Source organism: Streptomyces sp. NPDC001914, from assembly GCF_042891215.1.
Taxonomy (GTDB): Bacteria; Actinomycetota; Actinomycetes; order Streptomycetales; family Streptomycetaceae; genus Streptomyces.
Map to the genome: position 1 here is coordinate 489391 of NZ_JBIASW010000002.1, position 16636 is coordinate 506026.

The following is a 16636-nucleotide window of genomic DNA, read 5'->3' on the forward strand; positions in this document are numbered from 1 at the left end:
GGGTCAGCCGAGCAGTGCCGCCACCACGACGAGTACCGGGACCGAGGCCATCGTCGACAGCAGGATCGAGTCCCGGGCCAGGCGCTCGCCCACGCCGTAACTGGAGGCGTAGGTGAAGAGGTTCTGGGCGGCGGGGAGAGCCGAGGTCACCACCACGTCGAGCAGATGCGCTCCGCTCAGGCCGAAGACGCCCGAGGCCACGACCCAGGCCACGGCCGGCTGGCCCACCGACTTCAGCGCGACCGACAGCAGGACCGGGTACCGGTCGGGGCCCCGGCCCGGCATCGTGCTGCCGCACAACGAGATGCCGAAGGCGAGCAGGACCGCCGGGACCGACATGTTGCCGATCAGCGTCAGCGGGTCCAGGAGCGGGCCGGGGATGCGCAGGCCGCTCGCCGAGACGACGACCCCGGCGAGCGAGCCGACCGCGATCGGATTGCGCAGCGGAGTGAGCAGCCGACGCGCCGGCGAGCCCTTGGCGCCCTCGCCCGACAGATCGAGGACCGTCAGCGCGACGGGGGTGACGCCGATCAGCTGGAACAGCAGCACGGGCGCCACCAGCGAGGCGTCCCCCAGGACGTAGACGGCGATCGGGATGCCCAGGTTGCCGGAGTTGACGTAGCTGGAGCACAGCGCGCCGATCGTCGTCCGGCCCACGCCCCAGCGCCGGACCGCACCCACCGCGATGAAGACGCCGGCCACCGCGGCCGTGCTCATCGCCGTGACCAGGAGCCGGCTGGAGAAGATCACCGACAGGTCGGCCCGCGCGAGCATCGTGAACAGCAGGGCCGGGGACGCCACGTGGAAGGCCAGCCTGGTCAGCACCTCGCGCCCGTGCTCGCCCAGATGACCGCCCCGGCCGAGCGCGTAGCCGACCCCGATCACGACGGCGATGACCGCGAAGCCGCTCAGTACCCCTTGCACCGGGCCCCCTCGGCGGGGAGGGCGCGCTCGGGTATCGCGGGCGGAACAGATTCATGGGGCATGCACCCAACCCAAGAGGGAGGAGCGGGCGCCGGTCAATGTGATCTTCCGCGCCGGCCGCGATGAGTTCGTGGCCGCCGGGCGGTCTACTGACCGTGGACTCCGCGAAACCGGCCGTGCTCGTGCTGCCAGGACTCGTCACCCGGGACGAGGTGCCCCGGCTCTGCGAGGCTGTCCGCGCGCTCCTCGGGGCGGGCGGCTGCGGGGTCGTGGTCTGCGACGTCGCCGGACTCGGGCCGCCCGGCCTCACCGCCGTCGACGCGCTGGCCCGCATGGAACTCGCGGCCCGCCGGGCGGGCGGCCGGATCCGCCTGCACGGCCCGGACCCGGCGCTGCGCGCCCTACTCGACCTCGTCGGCCTTCGCTTCGAGACCACCGACGGCCGCGGGCCCGCCCTCGCCCCGGGGGCCGGGAGTCCCGGGTCCGTCGAGATGGAGGGGGAGTCCGAAGAGCGGGAACCAGCGGGCCGTGTCCAGGAAGAAGTGGAACCCGGAGATGCGGCCCCCTGAGATCTCCAGCACCTGCACCGACCAGGGCGTGTGGCCGCCCGCCTCCTCGTCAGGCTTGTACTGCGCGAAGCCCGGCAGGCCGTTGACCTCCACCGGGATCAGGCGCGAGTCGGCGCAGGCGGCACCCAGCGTCGTCATGAAACCGGTGATGTCGTCCGTGCCCCGCAGCCACAGGTCGAACGGCGGCATCGTCATGACCGCGTCCTCGTGCAGGAGCGCCGTCAGTGCCGTCATGTCATACCCCTCGAAGGCCGCCACATAGCGCTCCAGGAGCTTCTGCTGCTCCTCGTCGAGCGGGTCCGAGGTCGCGGCGACCGCACCCGCCCCTTCGTTCTCCGCGAGGGTGGCGCGGGCCCGCTGGAGCGCGCTGTTGACCGAGGCGACGCTCGTACCGAGCAGCTCGGCGACCTCGCTCGCCCTCCACGCGAGGACCTCACGCAGGATGAGCACCGCGCGCTGCTTGGGCGGAAGCTGCTGCAGGGCCGCCATGAAGGCCAGCCGCACCGACTCCTTGGCCACGGCTGCCTCCGCCGGATCGCCGGTCGTCGGCAGGACACGGCCGTCGGGCATCGGCTCCAGCCAGGTGTTGTCGGGGCGGGGCGTGAGCGCGGCCTGCGCCAGCGGCGAGGGGCCCGTGAGATCCATCGGACGAGCCCTCCTGTTGCCCGCGTTCAGCATGTCCAGGCACACGTTCGTCGCGATCCGGTACAGCCAGGACCGCATCGAGGAGCGGCCCTCGAACGAGGCGTAGCCGCGCCAGGCCCGCACCATCGTGTCCTGCACCGCGTCCTCGGCCTCGAAGGACGAGCCGAGCATGCGATAGCAGTACCCCGTCAGCTCGACCCGGTGCTGTTCCAGCCGGACGTCCAGGTCCGCCGTAGTCGCCGTACCCTCGCTCATCGCCAACCCACCCCTGTGGCCACTTCCGATTCGCGCGTCATCGCGCCGGCACTTCGGAAGCTACCGCAGCCCACTGACAATGGCGTGCGGAGCGGGGAAAGCTGCAGGTCGCAGCGGGTGTCCCGGAAGCGGGCCGGGCCCGGCGGGATTCCGCCGGGCCTCCCTCGGGCACCGGGCCGTCAGTGGGCCGGTACGGGCACGCGCCGCGCGGCGGTACGGGCCGCGCGGGTGCCGAACAAGGTGATCGAGACGACTCCCAGCACCGCGAACAGCCCCATGGCCACCGTGCCCGCCCAGCCCCCCGCGTGGAAGGCGACCGCGCCGAGCGTGCTGCCCGCGCTGGAGCCGATGTAGTACGCGGACTGGTAGAGGGCCGACGCCTGCGCCCGCCCCTCCTTCGCGGTGTGGCTCACCGACGACGACGCCACCGCGTGTCCCGCGAAGAAGCCCGCCGTGATCAGGACCAGGCCGAGCAGCACCGTCGCCAGGGAGCCGGTCAGGGTCAGCAGCAGTCCCGCGGTCGTGGTGGCGCCCGCCACGTACAGGGAGCCGCGGCGGCCCAGCCGGCCGGCCAGCCGGCCCGCCGTCGACGCCGACACCGTGCCGACGAGATAGACCAGGAAGACCGAGCCCACGATGCCCTGCGGGAGTGAGAACGGCGCTTCGCCGAGGCGGTAGCCGATCACCGTGTAGACCCCGCCGAACACCATCATGAACAGCGCGCCGATCGCGTACAGCCGGCACAGCAGCGGGTTCGCGAGGTGGTCGCGCACCGTGCGGGCCAGCACCCGGGGCCGCAGCGAACCCGGCGTGAAGTGCCGCGGCGCCGGGAGCAGCAGCCGGAAGGCCACCGCGCAGACCACGGCGATCAGCCCGATCGTGCCGACGGCCACCCGCCAGCCCCATTCCTGCGCCACCCAGCCGGTGATGACCCGGCCGCTCATCCCGCCGACGCTGTTGCCCGCGACGAACAGACCGATCGCGGTGATCAGCGCCTTGGGGCGGACCTCCTCCGCCAGATAGGCCGTCGCCGACGCCGGGAGTCCCGCCAGCGCCGCGCCCTGGATCGCCCGCAGGACCACCAGCGCCCCGATCGAGGGCGCGAAGGGGACGAGGAGACCCACGGCGACCGCCACCGCCAGGGACGCCGTCATCACCGTACGCCGACCGAAGCGCTCCGACAGCGCGCTCATCGGCAGGACGAACAGCGCGAGCCCGCCCGTCGCCGCCGACACCGTCCAGCTCGCCTCGCCCGCGCTCACCCCGAAGTCCGAGGAGAGCAGCGGCAGCAGGGCCTGGGTGGAGTAGAGGAGCGCGAAGGTCGCGACGCCCGCGAGGAAGAGCGCGAAGCTCATCCGGCGGTAGCCGGGCCCGCCGGGCGCCATGCGGGCGTCGTCGGCGGAGGTGGGCAGGGAGACGGCGGCAGGAGCGGAGACGGCGGCGCCCGTGGTGACGGGCGCCCCGGTACTGGCGGAAGGCATACCCCGAACCTAGGGAGCCGCCGTTCATCCGTCCAATGCATGGAATCGCCATAATCGTTCCCATGCCGCATCAGCAGAGGTCACAGACTCACCTGTCACCATCCAGTGACACAGAAGACAGCGCGCACTTCGTGAAACTGCTCGCACCGCGCCTGGCGTACTTCGCCGGCGTCGCCCGCACCGAGCACGTCACCCGGGCCGCGGAACAGATGCAGGTCCCGCAGTCGACGCTGTCCAGGGCGATGGTCAGGCTCGAACAGGACCTGGGCGTCGACCTGTTCGCGCGGCACGGCCGCACGGTGTCGCTGACCCCGGCCGGCCGCACCTTCCTCGCCTCCGTGGAACGGGCCCTCGCCGAGGTCGGGCGCGCCGCCGAGGAGGTGCGCGCGGACGCCGACCCGGCCACCGGCAAGGTCGCCTTCGGCTTCCTGCACACGATGGGCTCGGAGACGGTGCCGGGGCTGATCCGCGCGTTCCGCGCCGATCATCCGGGCGTCCGCTTCAGCCTCGTGCAGAACTACGGGGAGGCCATGCTGGAGCGGCTGCGGTCGGGCGAACTGGACCTGTGCCTGACCTCGCCCGTGCCGGACGCGCCCGACCTGGTGGGCCGCCGCCTCGACGAGCAGAAGCTCCGCCTGGTCGTACCGGCCGACCATCCACTCGCCGCGCGCAGACGCGTCCGGCTCGCCGAGGCGGCCGACGAGACCTTCGTGACCCTGGAACCCGGCTACGGCATGCGCCGCATCACCGACGACCTGTGCCAGGAGGCCGGGTTCCGGCCGCGCATCGCCTTCGAGGGGGAGGAGGCGGAGACGCTGCGCGGCCTCGTCGCCGCCGGCCTCGGTGTCGCGCTGCTGCCGCCACCGGCCGTCCCCCGTCCGGGAGTCGTCGAACTGACGGTGACCGCCCCGCGCGCCGTGCGCGAGATCGGGGTCGCCTGGCTCGACGGCCACCCGGACACCCCGCCGGTGGCCGCCTTCAAGAAGTTCCTGCTCTCCCGCCGCGGCAGCCTGCTGCCCCACTGACCGGCCGCACGGCCCGCATGGCCCGAACCGCTCGCACGAGGCGGCCGCGACCGGACGAGGCGGCCGCGACAGGCCGGGGCCGCCCCGGCCGGTCGTCGCGGACCCGCCCGCCCTAGCGGCGCAAGGACTGCCCGAAGCCCGCCGCCAGCGGCATCCGGAGCCCGAGCGGCGGCGGCGCGGCGAAGGCGTCCTCCACCGGGCGGGAGTACGCGTGTCCGAAGAGCGAGCCCATCACGAAGTCCTCGGCGAGGGCGAGGACTTCGTGCCGGTACTGGTGCAGCGCGTGTCCGTCCGAGTGGACCTCGAAACGGCAGATGCCGCGGTTGGCCTTCTTCGCGCGCGCGGCGAGCCGGAAGGACAACTCCGGGTCGGTGCGCGCGTCGTTGGTGCCGTGCACGATCAGCACACGCCGCCCCGCGAGCTGTTTCACCGGTTCGGGTGGCGCCGCGACGTCCTCCTCGGGCAGCCAGGGGGCCAGCGCCAGCACGGAGTTGACGGCCGCGTGCCCGCCCGTGCGCAGCGCCGCACGGCCGCCCATGCCGACGCCGGCCAGGCACACGGGCACGTCGCCGTAGCGGCGGACGACCTCGTCCGCGGCCCAGGACGCGTCGGCCGCGAGATCGGCCCCGCTGCCGTTCCAGCCGCGGACCCGGTAGTGCACCACGTGGCCGACCAGGCCTTCCGCGCGTCCGGCGCGGGCCAGCCGGCGCCCGAGCGCGCGTACGGAGGCGGTCGCCATCATCGGTGAGGGTCTTCGGGACGAGGTCTCCTCGCCGCCCGGAAGCAGCAGAACCACGCCGCTGACCGCCGTCGGCTCCGGGCCGAGAGCCCTCCCCAGCCGGGCCCTGCGAACCGGCGTCGCTTGCTGTGCCATGACAGAACAGTGTCAGAAGCAAGGGTGTACGCCACCCGTCCGCACGGTCACCGTTACGTATCGACGGAAGTGTGCGACAGGAGATCTACGCGCGTAGGGGCTACAGTGCGGAAATGACGAGCCAGATCCGGAACACCCCGAGCTCGGAGCAGATCCGCCGGGCGCCCAAGGTCCTGCTGCACGATCACCTCGACGGGGGCCTGCGCCCCGGCACGATCGTCGAACTCGCCCGTGAGACGGGCTATTCCGACCTCCCCGAGACCGATCCCGGCAAGCTCGGGATCTGGTTCCGCGAGGCCGCCGACTCCGGTTCGCTGGAGCGGTACCTGGAGACCTTCGCCCACACCTGCGCCGTCATGCAGACCCGTGAGGCCCTGGTGCGGGTCGCCGCCGAGTGCGCCGAGGACCTGGCCGAGGACGGCGTCGTCTACGCGGAGGTGCGGTACGCGCCCGAGCAGCACCTGGAGGGCGGGCTCAGCCTCGAAGAGGTCGTCGAGGCCGTCAACGAGGGCTTCAGGGAAGGGGAACGGCTGGCCCGCGAGAACGGCCACCGCATCCGGGTCGGTGCCCTGCTGACCGCGATGCGGCACGCGGCCCGCGCCCTGGAGATCGCCGAACTCGCCAACCGCTACCGCGACTCGGGCGTCGTCGGCTTCGACATCGCGGGCGCCGAGGCCGGGTTCCCGCCCACCCGGCACCTGGACGCCTTCGAGTACCTGAAGCGCGAGAACAACCACTTCACGATCCACGCCGGCGAGGCGTTCGGCCTGCCCTCCATCTGGCAGGCGCTCCAGTGGTGCGGCGCCGACCGGCTCGGGCACGGCGTCCGCATCATCGACGACATCGAGGTGCGCGAGGACGGCTCGGTCGAGCTCGGCCGGCTCGCCTCGTACGTCCGCGACAAGCGCATCCCGCTGGAGCTGTGCCCCAGCTCCAACCTCCAGACCGGCGCCGCCGACTCGTACGCCGCCCATCCCATCGGGCTGCTGCGGCGGCTGCACTTCCGCGCCACGGTCAACACCGACAACCGTCTGATGTCGGGTACGAGCATGAGCCGGGAATTCGAGCACCTTGTCGAGGCGTTCGGTTACTCGCTCGACGACATGCAGTGGTTCTCGGTCAATGCTATGAAGTCAGCATTCATTCCTTTCGATGAACGACTGGCCATGATCAATGACGTGATCAAGCCCGGATATGCAGAATTGAAGTCCGAATGGCTGTTCCAGCAGACCGCCTCCACCAGCGGTTCTTCCGGCGAAGGGGCCTGATCGAGGCGAAGCGAAAGCGGCCGGGTCTTCACTTCTCCTCCATGACTCGGCCGCTTTTCGATGTTTGCGGACGGCGGGATCGCGTGTTTACGGTTCTGGACCGCTCACATAACGTCTCACCCACCCCAAGGACGCATTCACGATGAAGCAGTCTGCTGTCAAGACTCTCGGTGTCGCCGCTCTCGGCGCCGCTTTCGCCGCCGTCGGCGCGGGTGCCGCGAACGCCGCACCGGCCCTTCCGGAGGCCGCCCCGTCGCTGGACACCGTCACCAAGGCGCTGCCCGCGGAGAAGGTCACCTCGGCGCTGCCCGCCGCCTCGGGCCTGCTCGCCGACGGGCCCGCCGCGCCCGTGGCCGGACTGCTCGGGGGACTGCCGCTGCAGGGGCTGCCCACGCACGGCCTGCCGGTCAACGGCATCCCGCTGGGCTGACGTCCGCCGCCGGACGGAGGTCCCCGGCCTGTCCGAGCCCGGGACCTTCGCTCCGTACGCGCAGGGGCCGTACACACCGCGGCCGCGCCGACTTTGGCCGTACGAACGCCGGTGGGGCACACCCGACTCGGGTGTGCCCCACCGGCGTTCGCCGTGAGCGTGCCGTCCGCCACCAGGCGCCCGCCCGGGTCACCAGGCGTTGCGGGAGACCTTGTCCTCGGACGGGAAGAGGATCCACAGCGCTATGTAGAGCAGGAACTGCGGGCCGGGAAGCAGGCAGGACAGGACGAAGACGACCCGCATCGTCGTCGCCGAGGTGCCGAAGCGCCGTGCCAGCGCAGCACAGACTCCGCCGATCATGCGGCTGTTCGTGGGGCGGGCGAGGGCGGTCATGGTGGCTCCTTCGCGAACCGTCGTCGAGTGCCGGCGGGGCCGGCTTCGTCGTTCTCATCGGTGCCTTCACCGATGCCCTCAACGCTACGAGGACGACGTGCGCGAAACCTCGCTCCAGGGGGCGATCCCGACCCTGGCAATCGTCGGGGTCCGACCCTGAGCCAGGTCCTCCCGCAGGACGGCCGCCCGGCGCCGCGTCTCGGCCCTGCGGCGGAACCGGGCCCTGAGGGCGGGCACGAGCGCGAGATGCGCGAGCGCCACGCCGAAGGTGTTCAGGATGATCGAGTCGATGTCCACGACCTGGCCCGGCACCCCGGTCTGGAGCAGTTCTATGCCCAGCGACAGCAGCACGCCGGCGGCGGTCGTCCGCAGCAGCGAGCCGAGGGGGGAGACGACGAGCCTGCCCCCCGCCATCGGGAGCAGCACACCCAGCGGGGCGAGCAGGCCGAGGCCCGCGGCGATACGCCGGGCCGCCATCGCGGGGCCCAGTGCGAGGTCGGCTCTGATACCGGCGAAGGGCCGCAGGTTGGCGGCGCTCACCCAGGGGACGTCCAGCGGCCGCAGCGTGATCCAGGCGACGAGCGCCAGGTGTGCGACGAGGAGGACACCTCCTGCCACACGGACGCGGGTGACGGCGCTGCCGTCCTCAGAACCTTGACGCTGCACGCCCCCCAAGACGCCGCGTCCGGCACGATCGGTTCCGCTGTGACGGGTTTCGGCCCCGTAGCGTTACGAACCCCGGACAGTCGTCGACGCCGGGGCCGTGTCGCCCGGGGCGGCGCGCATCTCGGGGGTGCACTCGTAACTGCGCAGGCCGGAGGGGGCGGGACCGCCCAGGACGACACGGCCGTCGTCCCGCGCGGCCGCCGAGTCCGAGAAGGTGCAGACGATCTGCGCGAGAGCCGTCCGGCTGAGGTCCTGCGGCGCGGTGCTCAGCCGCAGCGTGTCCTCGGGGTCCCCTCCGCGGGGACCGCCGACCGTCATGCCGCCGCGCACGTCCGTCGTGTACCCGGCCTGCTCCTCGGGCGTCGAGGGCGCCTCGGCGAGCTCGTCCAGCAGAGCCTGGGCCACCAGGACCCGGCGCGCCGACTCCGCCGTGCCGTCCGCGATGCGCACCGACCGGTCGACCGTGACCAGTTGTTCCGAGCACAGCAGGAAGACCTGGACCGGCACCCCGTGCGAGGACTGGGTGGTGATGTCCGGGCCGGAGAGGGCGCAGGGCACCCGGGAGGGCGCCGGACCGAAGTCGGTGGGCACCTGCGTGGGACGGATGCCGCACCCCGCGAGCAGCCCCGCGAGCAACGGCACGGCCAGCCAGGGCAGCGCCCTGCCCCGGGAAGCGGTGCGCGTCCGGGGGCCGGTGGGGTGTGCGGAGGTCATTCGGTGGTGCCTTCCGTGCCGTTCCCGTGCGCGGCGGCGTCCCGGCCCCGCGGGTGGTCGGCGAGCAGTTCCGACGCGTCCTGCGGCAGGCGCAGCGTGAAGACCGCCCCGCCCTCGGGAGCGTTCGCCGCGGTGATCTCGCCGCCGTGGATGTGCGCGTTCTCCAGGGCGATGGAGAGGCCGAGACCGCTGCCCTCGGAGCGCGGGCGGGACGCGCTGGCCTTGTAGAACCGGTCGAAGACGTGCGGCAGGACGTCCTCGGGAATGCCGGGACCGTGGTCCTGCACCTCGATGACCAGTTCCTCGCCCTCCACGCGGACCGACACCCGCACCGGTGAACCGCCGTGCTTGAGCGCGTTGCCGATCAGGTTCGCCAGGATCACGTCGAGGCGGCGCGGGTCCAGCCGCGCCATCATGCCGCGCTCGGCGTCCAGTTCGACGGCGTCCAGCCAGGCGCGCGCGTCGATGCAGGCGGTGATCTGGTCGGCGATGTCCACGTCGTCGAGGATGAGCCGGGCGGTGCCCGCGTCGAAGCGGGTCACCTCCATCAGGTTCTCGACGAGGTCGCCCAGGCGCCGGGTCTCGCTGACGACGAGCCGTACGGCCGGCTCGATCATCGGATCGACGCTGCCGGTCTCCGCGTCCAGTTCCTCTTCGAGGATCTCGGTGACGGCGGTGATCGCGGTGAGCGGCGTACGCAGTTCGTGCGACATGTCGGCGACGAACCGGCGGGACGCCTCGTCCCGCGCGCTCATGTCCGCGACCCGCTTCTCCAGCGACTCCGCCGTCCGGTTGAACGTCCGGGACAGATCGGCGAGTTCGTCCGTTCCGGAGACCCGCAGCCGGGTGTCCAGCTTGCCCTCGCCGAGCCGGCGGGCCGCGATGCCCAGCCGGTGCACCGGCTTGAGGACCGTGGTCGCGGCGGCCTGAGCGAGCAGCGCCGAGCCGATCAGCGCGAGCCCCGTCGCGATCCCCAGCGACCAGGCCAGGGAGTTGAGGTCCTTGGCCTCCGGTTCCAGGGACTTGAGCATGTAACCGGTCGTGCTGCCGTCGATCACGCGGGCCCCGCCCACGAGGTACGACTTGTCGTGCTGGGTGATCCGCTGCCAGTACAGGTGGTACGCGGACGTGTTGGTCGAGGTCAGCGGCTGCCGCTTGTTCACCGCCTTCTGGAGGGACTTCGGTACGTCCTCCAGGGTGAACGTGTCCAGCTCGGAGTTGCCGGTGATCATCTTGCCGTCGGCGGCCTCGGCGGTCAGCAGCACGCTGAAACGCTGGCTGCTGTTCGCCATCTGCCCGGCCGTGCGCTGGAGTTCGTCCTGCGCCGGGTGCACGGGCAGCATGCTCGCGTGGTTGCGCATCTCCTGCTGGAAGTCACGCAGCACCGCGTCCTGGGTACGCGTCAGCACGGCCTCGCGGTTGAGCCAGTACGCGATGCCCGACGCGGACACCGCCGCGGTGAGCGCGACGAGCCCGAACACCACGACCAGCCGCAGCCGCAGACTGGTGAAGCGCAGTCCGGACAGCAACGCCTTGCGCGCCGCGGCCCAGCCGCGGAGCTTGTCCTGCGGTTTGGTCACTGAGGGTTGTCCAGCCGATAGCCGACGCCGCGCACGGTACGGATCAGGGTGGGCGAGGACGGCACGTCCTCCACCTTCGCGCGCAGCCGCTGCACACAGGCATCGACCAGACGCGAGTCACCCAGGTAGTCGTGCTCCCACACCAGACGCAGCAGCTGCTGCCGGGACAGGGCCTGCCCCGGCCTGCGGCTCAGCTCCAGGAGCAACCGCAGCTCGGTGGGCGTCAGTTGCAGATCCTCACCGTTCTTGGTGACCGTCATCGCGGCACGGTCGATGACCAGCGAGCCGAACGACGCCGAGTCGTTCGCCTCCCGCTCGCCGCGGCGCAGCACGGCACGGATCCGGGCGTCGAGCACCCGGCCCTGCACCGGCTTGACGACGTAGTCGTCGGCGCCGGACTCCAGCCCGACCACGACGTCGATGTCGTCACTGCGCGCGGTCAGCAGGATGATCGGAAGCTGGTCGGTGCGCCGGATGCGCCGGCACACCTCGAATCCGTCGATGCCGGGCAGCATCACATCCAGCACGATCAGATCCGGTCGCTGCTCGCGCAGCAGCTTCAGACCGTCCTCGCCGGTGGCAGCGGTGGCCACGCGGTGTCCCTGGCGCGTCAAAGAGAGCTCCAGGGCCGTCCGGATGGCGTCGTCGTCCTCGATCAGCAACAGGGAAGGCACGGACGTCATTCTGGCCCATGTCATGCTCGGGTATCGACTGTTGGAGCGCTCCCACTCGTCTCCCGGCCCAACGAAAGGCCCCGCGGGCGGCCGCGGGGGCCCAAGTGGTCATCTGCGTAGTCGTACCGCTCTTCTCTGTGATCGCGCTGTGCCGTGCCTGGGGGCGACCCCTGTGACAGGTCTGTGACAGTCGGCGGACACGGCCATGAAGTGGGCCCGGCAAGCTTTTCGACACAAGGCAGGACGCACGACGGAACGAACCGAAGATCCGGGACTCCACGACGGGGGGCGCGAGATGAACACGCTGCACAGCACCAGCACTAGCGCAGTTGTCACGCGGCTCCACGACGTCACCCGGGCCACGGAGAAGTCCGGGGTCGTGAGCGGACGGGGGTGCGCTCGCGGTGCCGGGCGTCAGCACACCGCGTACATGACGGTGGTTGACGGTTTCACGGGGGAGAACACCACGGCGCAGGCCGCCGTGGGCACGACGGGGGGGAAGGCTCACGGGGGAGCCGCGTACGGGGAGGACTCGGGGGAGCGTCGTTCCGGGGTGGGCAGCGTGGAGGCCGAAGCGGCCTTCACCGCCTACGTCCAGGAGCGCCGCGCCTCCCTGTACGCAACCGCCTACCACCTGACCGGTGACCGCTTCGAGGCCGAGGACCTGCTGCAGAGCGCGCTGTTCTCGACGTACCGCGCCTGGGACCGGATCAGTGACAAGGCGGCGGTCGGGGGCTACCTCCGCCGCACCATGACCAACCTGCACATCAGCGCGTGGCGCCGCCGCAAGCTGAACGAGTACCCGACCGAGGAGCTGCCGGAGACGCCCGGTGACACGGACGCGATGCGCGGCACCGAGCTGCGCGCGGTCCTGTGGCAGGCGCTGGCCCGGCTGCCCGAACTCCAGCGCACGATGCTGGTCCTCCGCTACTACGAGGGCCGCACCGACCCGGAGATCGCGGAGATCCTCGGCATCAGTGTCGGCACGGTGAAGTCCAGCATCTGGCGGTCGCTGCGCCGGATGCGCGAGGACGAGGTCCTCAGCTTCGGCCGTGACGAGGAGGAGTCCTTCGGGGAGCTTGTCGCCTGAGGGTGCGGGGGGAGCGGTAACAAGGACGGGGGCCGGCTCCGGGGGGAGCCGGTGGTGGGGGAGTCGGTTCCGGGGGGAGCCGACACCGAACGGGGTCACGGGGAAACGGGGCACGGGCGAAACGGCCGTGTCACGGGGGACCACGGGGGAAACGGAAGAAGGTCCATGCGGTCGGGGGTCCGCCTGGACCTTCTTTCGTGCCCGGGAACGGGCGGTTACGCGCTCGCCGTGGGCGCCGACGCCCGTGGTGCGGCCGAGGGGGCCGAAGCGGTCTTCAGCCGGTCCAGAGCCTCGGCCCGGTCGCAGGGGTGGGCGCCCAGAGCCGCCTGGCGCGCCACGATGGAACGCTCGGAGCGCATCAGCCGCCAGCCGCGCCGCAGCAGGAAGGGCACCGACTTGCGGCCCTCCTTCAGGTCCCGCACGAAACGGCGCCGGAACGTGGTCACCGCGCCCCGGGACAGACACAACGCGTCGGCGAGGACGCCGAGTTCACGGCACCGCCCGACGATCTCGGCGGCGAAGATCCCCTCCGCGATGAACAGCGGTGCCCCGTCGATGCCCAGGGCCTCGGTCCCGGTCCGGGCGCTCAGGGAGATGTCGTAGACGGGGACGGTCGTACGTCCCGTGCGGCACAGTTCCTCGATCGCGGCGACGGCGGTGTCCGCATCCCACGACTGCGGGTGGTCCCAGTCGATGTCCTCGCTGTCCTCGACCTGGGGCAGCGTCGGGTCCGTGGCCTCTTTGTAGAAGTCGTCGAGGCGCAGCACGGGGAGCCCGGAGGCGGCGGAGAGAAGGGACTTCCCGGAGCCGGAGGGGCCGCAGAGCAGCACCACGCGGGCGGGTATCGGGAGAGGGGAACCCAATGGTCTGTACCTTCTGTGACAGGTCCGGCGGCGCCGCGCGACGGCGCGGCTCCCGGCCATTATCCCCGGCTTCACCGAACGGACGGACGGATGTCGGGCGAATGTGACGAGTGGCGCTGACGCGCCGGTTGACCCGCAGGGGCGAATCCTCCGACGGGGTTCCACGGACACGCCCCAGGTCAACTACTGTGCGTGTCGCACCCCTTGCACTCCGTGCTTCCCCCTTCGCTCTCCGCTAGTCAAAATGAGGACAATCTGATGGCGCGACACGCAGCCCAGCGGAACACCCTGGCCCGGACGACCGCGCGGATCGCCGCGGTGGTCGGTGTGGCCGCCGCCGGTACGGCCGCGGCCGCACCCGCCTTCGCGGACACGGCCCCGGTGGTGGACGCCCTGCACACCCGGCCCGCCCCGCTCGGCAAGATCGACCCGCTGTCGGGACTCTCGGCGCTGAACGGGACCGTGGGGTACGTCACGGGCCCCGTCGAGGGTCTCAAGCCCAACCCGCTGGCAGGCACCGGTTCGGACCCGCTCGACAACGGCGTGGGCACCCAGCTCGCGGACTTCAAGCCGTTGACGTCCAAGGCGCTCACCGGACCGGTGGCGCAGGCACCCTCGATCGGCAGCATCCCGGTGATCGGCCAGGTGACCGGACTCCTCCACTGACGTCCCGCGCACGGGCCGCCGGCGGTCCCTGGACATGAGAGAGCCGCGCTCCCCCTGGACGGAGGGGAAGCGCGGCTCTCCCGTGTCGCGGGGCCCCGGGGACACGGATCGGGGCCCGGCGTCTCAGCCGGCGCCGATGCGGCGGACCGGGCTCAGTAGGACGAACCCGAGGCGCCCAGGGAGCCCGTCGGGTGCCAGACGGTCTTCGTCTCCAGGAAGGCCGTCAGGCGCTCGGTCCCGGGAGTCCGCGCGTAATCCACAGCCTGTGGACGGACGACGCGCTTCAGGTTGTCCGCGGCCGCGATCTCCAGCTCCTTCGCCAGCACCTCGTCCGCGCCGGCCAGGTCGATCGCGTTGACGTCCTGGTGCGCGGCCAGCGGGGCCGCGATCTCCGCGGTCCGGCCGGACAGGATGTTCACGACACCGCCGGGCACGTCGGAGGTGGCCAGCACCTCGCCCAGCGACAGCGCCGGAAGCGGGGACTTCTCGCTCGCGATCACGATCACCGTGTTGCCGGTGGCGATCACCGGGGCGATCACCGAGACCAGGCCGAGGAAGGACGACTCCTGCGGAGCCAGGACCGTCACCACGCCCGTCGGCTCGGGGGAGGACAGGTTGAAGAACGGGCCCGCGACCGGGTTGCCGCCGCCCACGACCTGGGCGATCTTGTCCGTCCAGCCCGCGTACCAGACCCAGCGGTCGATCGCCGCGTCGACGACGGCCGCCGCCTTCGCCTTCGACAGGCCCTCCGCGTCGGCCACCTCGCGGACGAACTGCTCCCTGCGGCCCTCCAGCATCTCGGCGACGCGGTACAGGACCTGGCCGCGGTTGTACGCGGTCGCTCCGGACCAGCCGCCGAACGCCTTGCGCGCGGCGACGACCGCGTCACGGGCGTCCTTGCGGCTCGACTGCGGCGCGTTCGCCAGCCACTTGCCCTTGGAGTCGCTCACCTCGTACACCCGGCCGCTCTCGGAACGCGGGAACTTGCCGCCCACGTACAGCTTGTAGGTCTTGAAGACGCTCAGACGCTGCTGCTCGGACTTCTCGGCTGCACTCATTTATCGCTCGCCCTCCGGGCTAGACGGGGCGAGGTACGCCTCCAGGCCGTGACGGCCGCCCTCGCGGCCGAAGCCCGACTCCTTGTACCCGCCGAACGGCGAGGTCGGGTCGAACTTGTTGAACGTGTTGGACCAGACGACGCCCGCGCGGAGCTTGTTCGCCACGGCGAGGATCCGGGAGCCCTTCTCGGTCCAGATGCCCGCCGAGAGGCCGTACGCGGAGTTGTTGGCCTTGGCGACCGCCTCGTCCGGGGTGCGGAACGTCAGGACGGACAGCACCGGACCGAAGATCTCGTCCCGGGCGACGGTGTGCGCCTGGGTGACGTTCGTGAAGAGCGTCGGGGCGAACCAGTAGCCGGCGGACGGGAGTTCACAGGCCGGGGACCAGCGCTCGGCGCCCTCCGCCTCACCCTGCTCGACGAGCGTGGTGATACGGGAGAGCTGCTCGGCGGAGTTGATCGCGCCGATGTCCGTGTTCTTGTCCAGCGGGTCGCCCAGGCGCAGCGTCGACAGCCGGCGCTTGAGCGAGTCGAGCAGCTCCTCGTGGATCGACTCCTGGACCAGCAGCCGGGAGCCCGCGCAGCAGACCTGGCCCTGGTTGAAGAAGATGCCGCTGACGATCCCCTCGACGGCCTGGTCGATCGGGGCGTCGTCGAAGACGATGTTCGCGCCCTTGCCGCCCAGTTCGAGCGTGACCTTCTTGTGCGAGCCCGCGATCTGGCGCGCGATCGCCTTGCCGACGGCGGTGGAGCCGGTGAAGGCCACCTTGTCCACGTCCGGGTGCGCCACGAGGGCCGCGCCCGCGTCGCCGTAGCCGGGAAGGATGTTGACGACACCCTTGGGCAGGCCCGCCTGGCGGCAGATGTCCGCGAAGAACAGCGCCGTCAGGGGCGTGGTCTCCGCGGGCTTGAGGACGACCGTGTTGCCGGTCGCGAGGGCGGGCGCGATCTTCCACGCCAGCATCAGCAGCGGGAAGTTCCACGGGATGACCTGGCCCGCGACACCCAGCGGGCGCGGGTTCGCGCCGAAGCCGGCGTGGTCGAGCTTGTCGGCCCAGCCCGCGTAGTAGAAGAAGTGCGCCGCGACCAGGGGCAGGTCGGCGTCCCGGGTCTCCTTGATCGGCTTGCCGTTGTCCAGCGTCTCCAGGACGGCCAGCTCACGGCTGCGCTCCTGGATGATCCGCGCGATGCGGAACAGGTACTTGGCGCGCTCGGAGCCCGGCAGCGCGGACCACTTCACGAAGGCCTTGCGGGCCGCCTTCACCGCGCGGTCGACGTCCGCCTCGCCGGCCTGGGCGATCTCGGAGAGGACCTCCTCGGAGGAGGGGGAGACGGTCTTGAAGACCTTGCCCTCGGCGGCCTCGGTGAACTCACCGTCGATGAACAGGCCGTAGGAGGGGGCGATGTCGACGACGGAGCGGGACTCGGGCGCCGGTGCGTATTCGAATGCGGAAGCCATGAT

Annotated in this window: 17 protein-coding genes and 1 pseudogene; 6 read left to right on the forward strand and 12 right to left on the reverse strand. The window is 71.6% G+C overall.

Going from position 1 to position 16636, the window contains the following annotated elements; translation table 11 throughout:
* Positions 1–3: 3 nt before the first annotated feature.
* Positions 4–924: an AEC family transporter gene (locus ACFYYF_RS07180; protein WP_388772261.1), complete on the reverse strand. Its 921-nt coding sequence runs from the start codon at positions 922–924 to the stop codon at positions 4–6.
* Positions 925–1046: 122 nt separating this feature from the next.
* Between ACFYYF_RS07180 and ACFYYF_RS07185 the strand changes: the two are divergent.
* Positions 1047–1286: pseudogene (locus ACFYYF_RS07185) on the forward strand (STAS domain-containing protein); the annotation flags it as partial.
* Between the two features lie 39 nt (positions 1287–1325).
* Here ACFYYF_RS07185 and ACFYYF_RS07190 read toward each other — a convergent pair.
* Both ACFYYF_RS07190 and ACFYYF_RS07195 read right to left on the reverse strand, forming a co-directional pair.
* A complete protein-coding gene (locus tag ACFYYF_RS07190; protein WP_388772263.1) occupies positions 1326–2393 on the reverse strand; it encodes a sigma-70 family RNA polymerase sigma factor in 1068 nt (355 codons plus the stop codon).
* Between the two features lie 179 nt (positions 2394–2572).
* Positions 2573–3874: an MFS transporter gene (locus ACFYYF_RS07195; RefSeq protein ID WP_388772266.1), complete on the reverse strand. Its 1302-nt coding sequence runs from the start codon at positions 3872–3874 to the stop codon at positions 2573–2575.
* 62 nt (positions 3875–3936) lie between these two features.
* Between ACFYYF_RS07195 and ACFYYF_RS07200 the strand changes: the two genes are divergently transcribed.
* Positions 3937–4899 carry a LysR family transcriptional regulator gene (locus ACFYYF_RS07200; protein ID WP_388772269.1) on the forward strand — a complete coding sequence of 321 codons (963 nt, stop codon included), beginning with the start codon at positions 3937–3939 and terminating at the stop codon, positions 4897–4899.
* Positions 4900–5011: 112 nt separating this feature from the next.
* Here the strand turns inward: ACFYYF_RS07200 and ACFYYF_RS07205 are convergent, their stop codons facing one another.
* A complete protein-coding gene (locus tag ACFYYF_RS07205; RefSeq protein ID WP_388772272.1) occupies positions 5012–5773 on the reverse strand; it encodes an alpha/beta hydrolase in 762 nt (253 codons plus the stop codon).
* Between the two features lie 113 nt (positions 5774–5886).
* On the opposite strand from ACFYYF_RS07205, the gene ACFYYF_RS07210 reads away from it, so the two are divergent.
* Together ACFYYF_RS07210 and ACFYYF_RS07215 are read left to right on the forward strand one after the other, a co-directional pair.
* A complete protein-coding gene (locus tag ACFYYF_RS07210; protein ID WP_365480486.1) occupies positions 5887–7041 on the forward strand; it encodes an adenosine deaminase in 1155 nt (384 codons plus the stop codon).
* 142 nt (positions 7042–7183) lie between these two features.
* The gene (locus ACFYYF_RS07215; protein ID WP_388772275.1) at positions 7184–7471 is read left to right on the forward strand and encodes an ATP-binding protein; all 288 of its coding nucleotides are present in this window, start codon (positions 7184–7186) and stop codon (positions 7469–7471) included.
* A 189-nt stretch (positions 7472–7660) separates the two neighbouring features.
* On the opposite strand, the gene ACFYYF_RS07220 is transcribed toward ACFYYF_RS07215, so the two are convergent.
* From ACFYYF_RS07220 to afsQ1, 5 genes are all read right to left on the reverse strand, one after another.
* Positions 7661–7864 (reverse strand): PspC domain-containing protein, encoded by a 204-nt coding sequence (locus tag ACFYYF_RS07220; RefSeq protein ID WP_388772278.1) that lies wholly within the window; start codon positions 7862–7864, stop codon positions 7661–7663.
* A gap of 84 nt (positions 7865–7948) precedes the next feature.
* Positions 7949–8530, reverse strand: a complete 582-nt coding sequence (locus ACFYYF_RS07225; RefSeq protein ID WP_388772280.1) for a VanZ family protein — start codon at positions 8528–8530, stop codon at positions 7949–7951.
* Between the two features lie 63 nt (positions 8531–8593).
* Positions 8594–9244, reverse strand: a complete 651-nt coding sequence (locus tag ACFYYF_RS07230) for a hypothetical protein (RefSeq protein WP_388772283.1) — start codon at positions 9242–9244, stop codon at positions 8594–8596.
* Complete coding sequence (locus ACFYYF_RS07235) at positions 9241–10824, reverse strand: ATP-binding protein (RefSeq protein ID WP_388772285.1); 1584 nt, start codon at positions 10822–10824, stop codon at positions 9241–9243. Before ACFYYF_RS07235 ends, ACFYYF_RS07230 begins: the two co-directional genes overlap by 4 nt.
* Positions 10821–11498, reverse strand: coding sequence for a two-component system response regulator AfsQ1 (gene afsQ1 / locus ACFYYF_RS07240; protein WP_037625670.1), 678 nt, complete (start codon positions 11496–11498; stop codon positions 10821–10823). The genes ACFYYF_RS07235 and afsQ1 overlap by 4 nt, the downstream gene beginning before the upstream one ends.
* 295 nt (positions 11499–11793) lie before the next feature.
* Here afsQ1 and ACFYYF_RS07245 point away from each other — a divergent pair, with 295 nt between their 5' ends.
* Positions 11794–12588, forward strand: a complete 795-nt coding sequence (locus ACFYYF_RS07245; RefSeq protein ID WP_388772287.1) for a SigE family RNA polymerase sigma factor — start codon at positions 11794–11796, stop codon at positions 12586–12588.
* A gap of 215 nt (positions 12589–12803) precedes the next feature.
* On the opposite strand, the gene ACFYYF_RS07250 is transcribed toward ACFYYF_RS07245, so the two are convergent.
* Entirely contained in the window at positions 12804–13451 is a 648-nt protein-coding gene (locus ACFYYF_RS07250) for a uridine kinase (protein WP_388772289.1), read from the reverse strand.
* Between the two features lie 258 nt (positions 13452–13709).
* On the opposite strand from ACFYYF_RS07250, the gene ACFYYF_RS07255 reads away from it, so the two are divergent.
* Positions 13710–14117 carry a hypothetical protein gene (locus ACFYYF_RS07255; protein ID WP_388772292.1) on the forward strand — a complete coding sequence of 136 codons (408 nt, stop codon included), beginning with the start codon at positions 13710–13712 and terminating at the stop codon, positions 14115–14117.
* 152 nt (positions 14118–14269) lie between these two features.
* On the opposite strand, the gene ACFYYF_RS07260 is transcribed toward ACFYYF_RS07255, so the two are convergent.
* Both ACFYYF_RS07260 and ACFYYF_RS07265 read right to left on the reverse strand, forming a co-directional pair.
* Positions 14270–15175, reverse strand: a complete 906-nt coding sequence (locus ACFYYF_RS07260) for an aldehyde dehydrogenase family protein (protein ID WP_388772294.1) — start codon at positions 15173–15175, stop codon at positions 14270–14272.
* Positions 15176–16633: an aldehyde dehydrogenase family protein gene (locus ACFYYF_RS07265; RefSeq protein WP_388772296.1), complete on the reverse strand. Its 1458-nt coding sequence runs from the start codon at positions 16631–16633 to the stop codon at positions 15176–15178.
* Positions 16634–16636 lie beyond the last annotated feature (3 nt).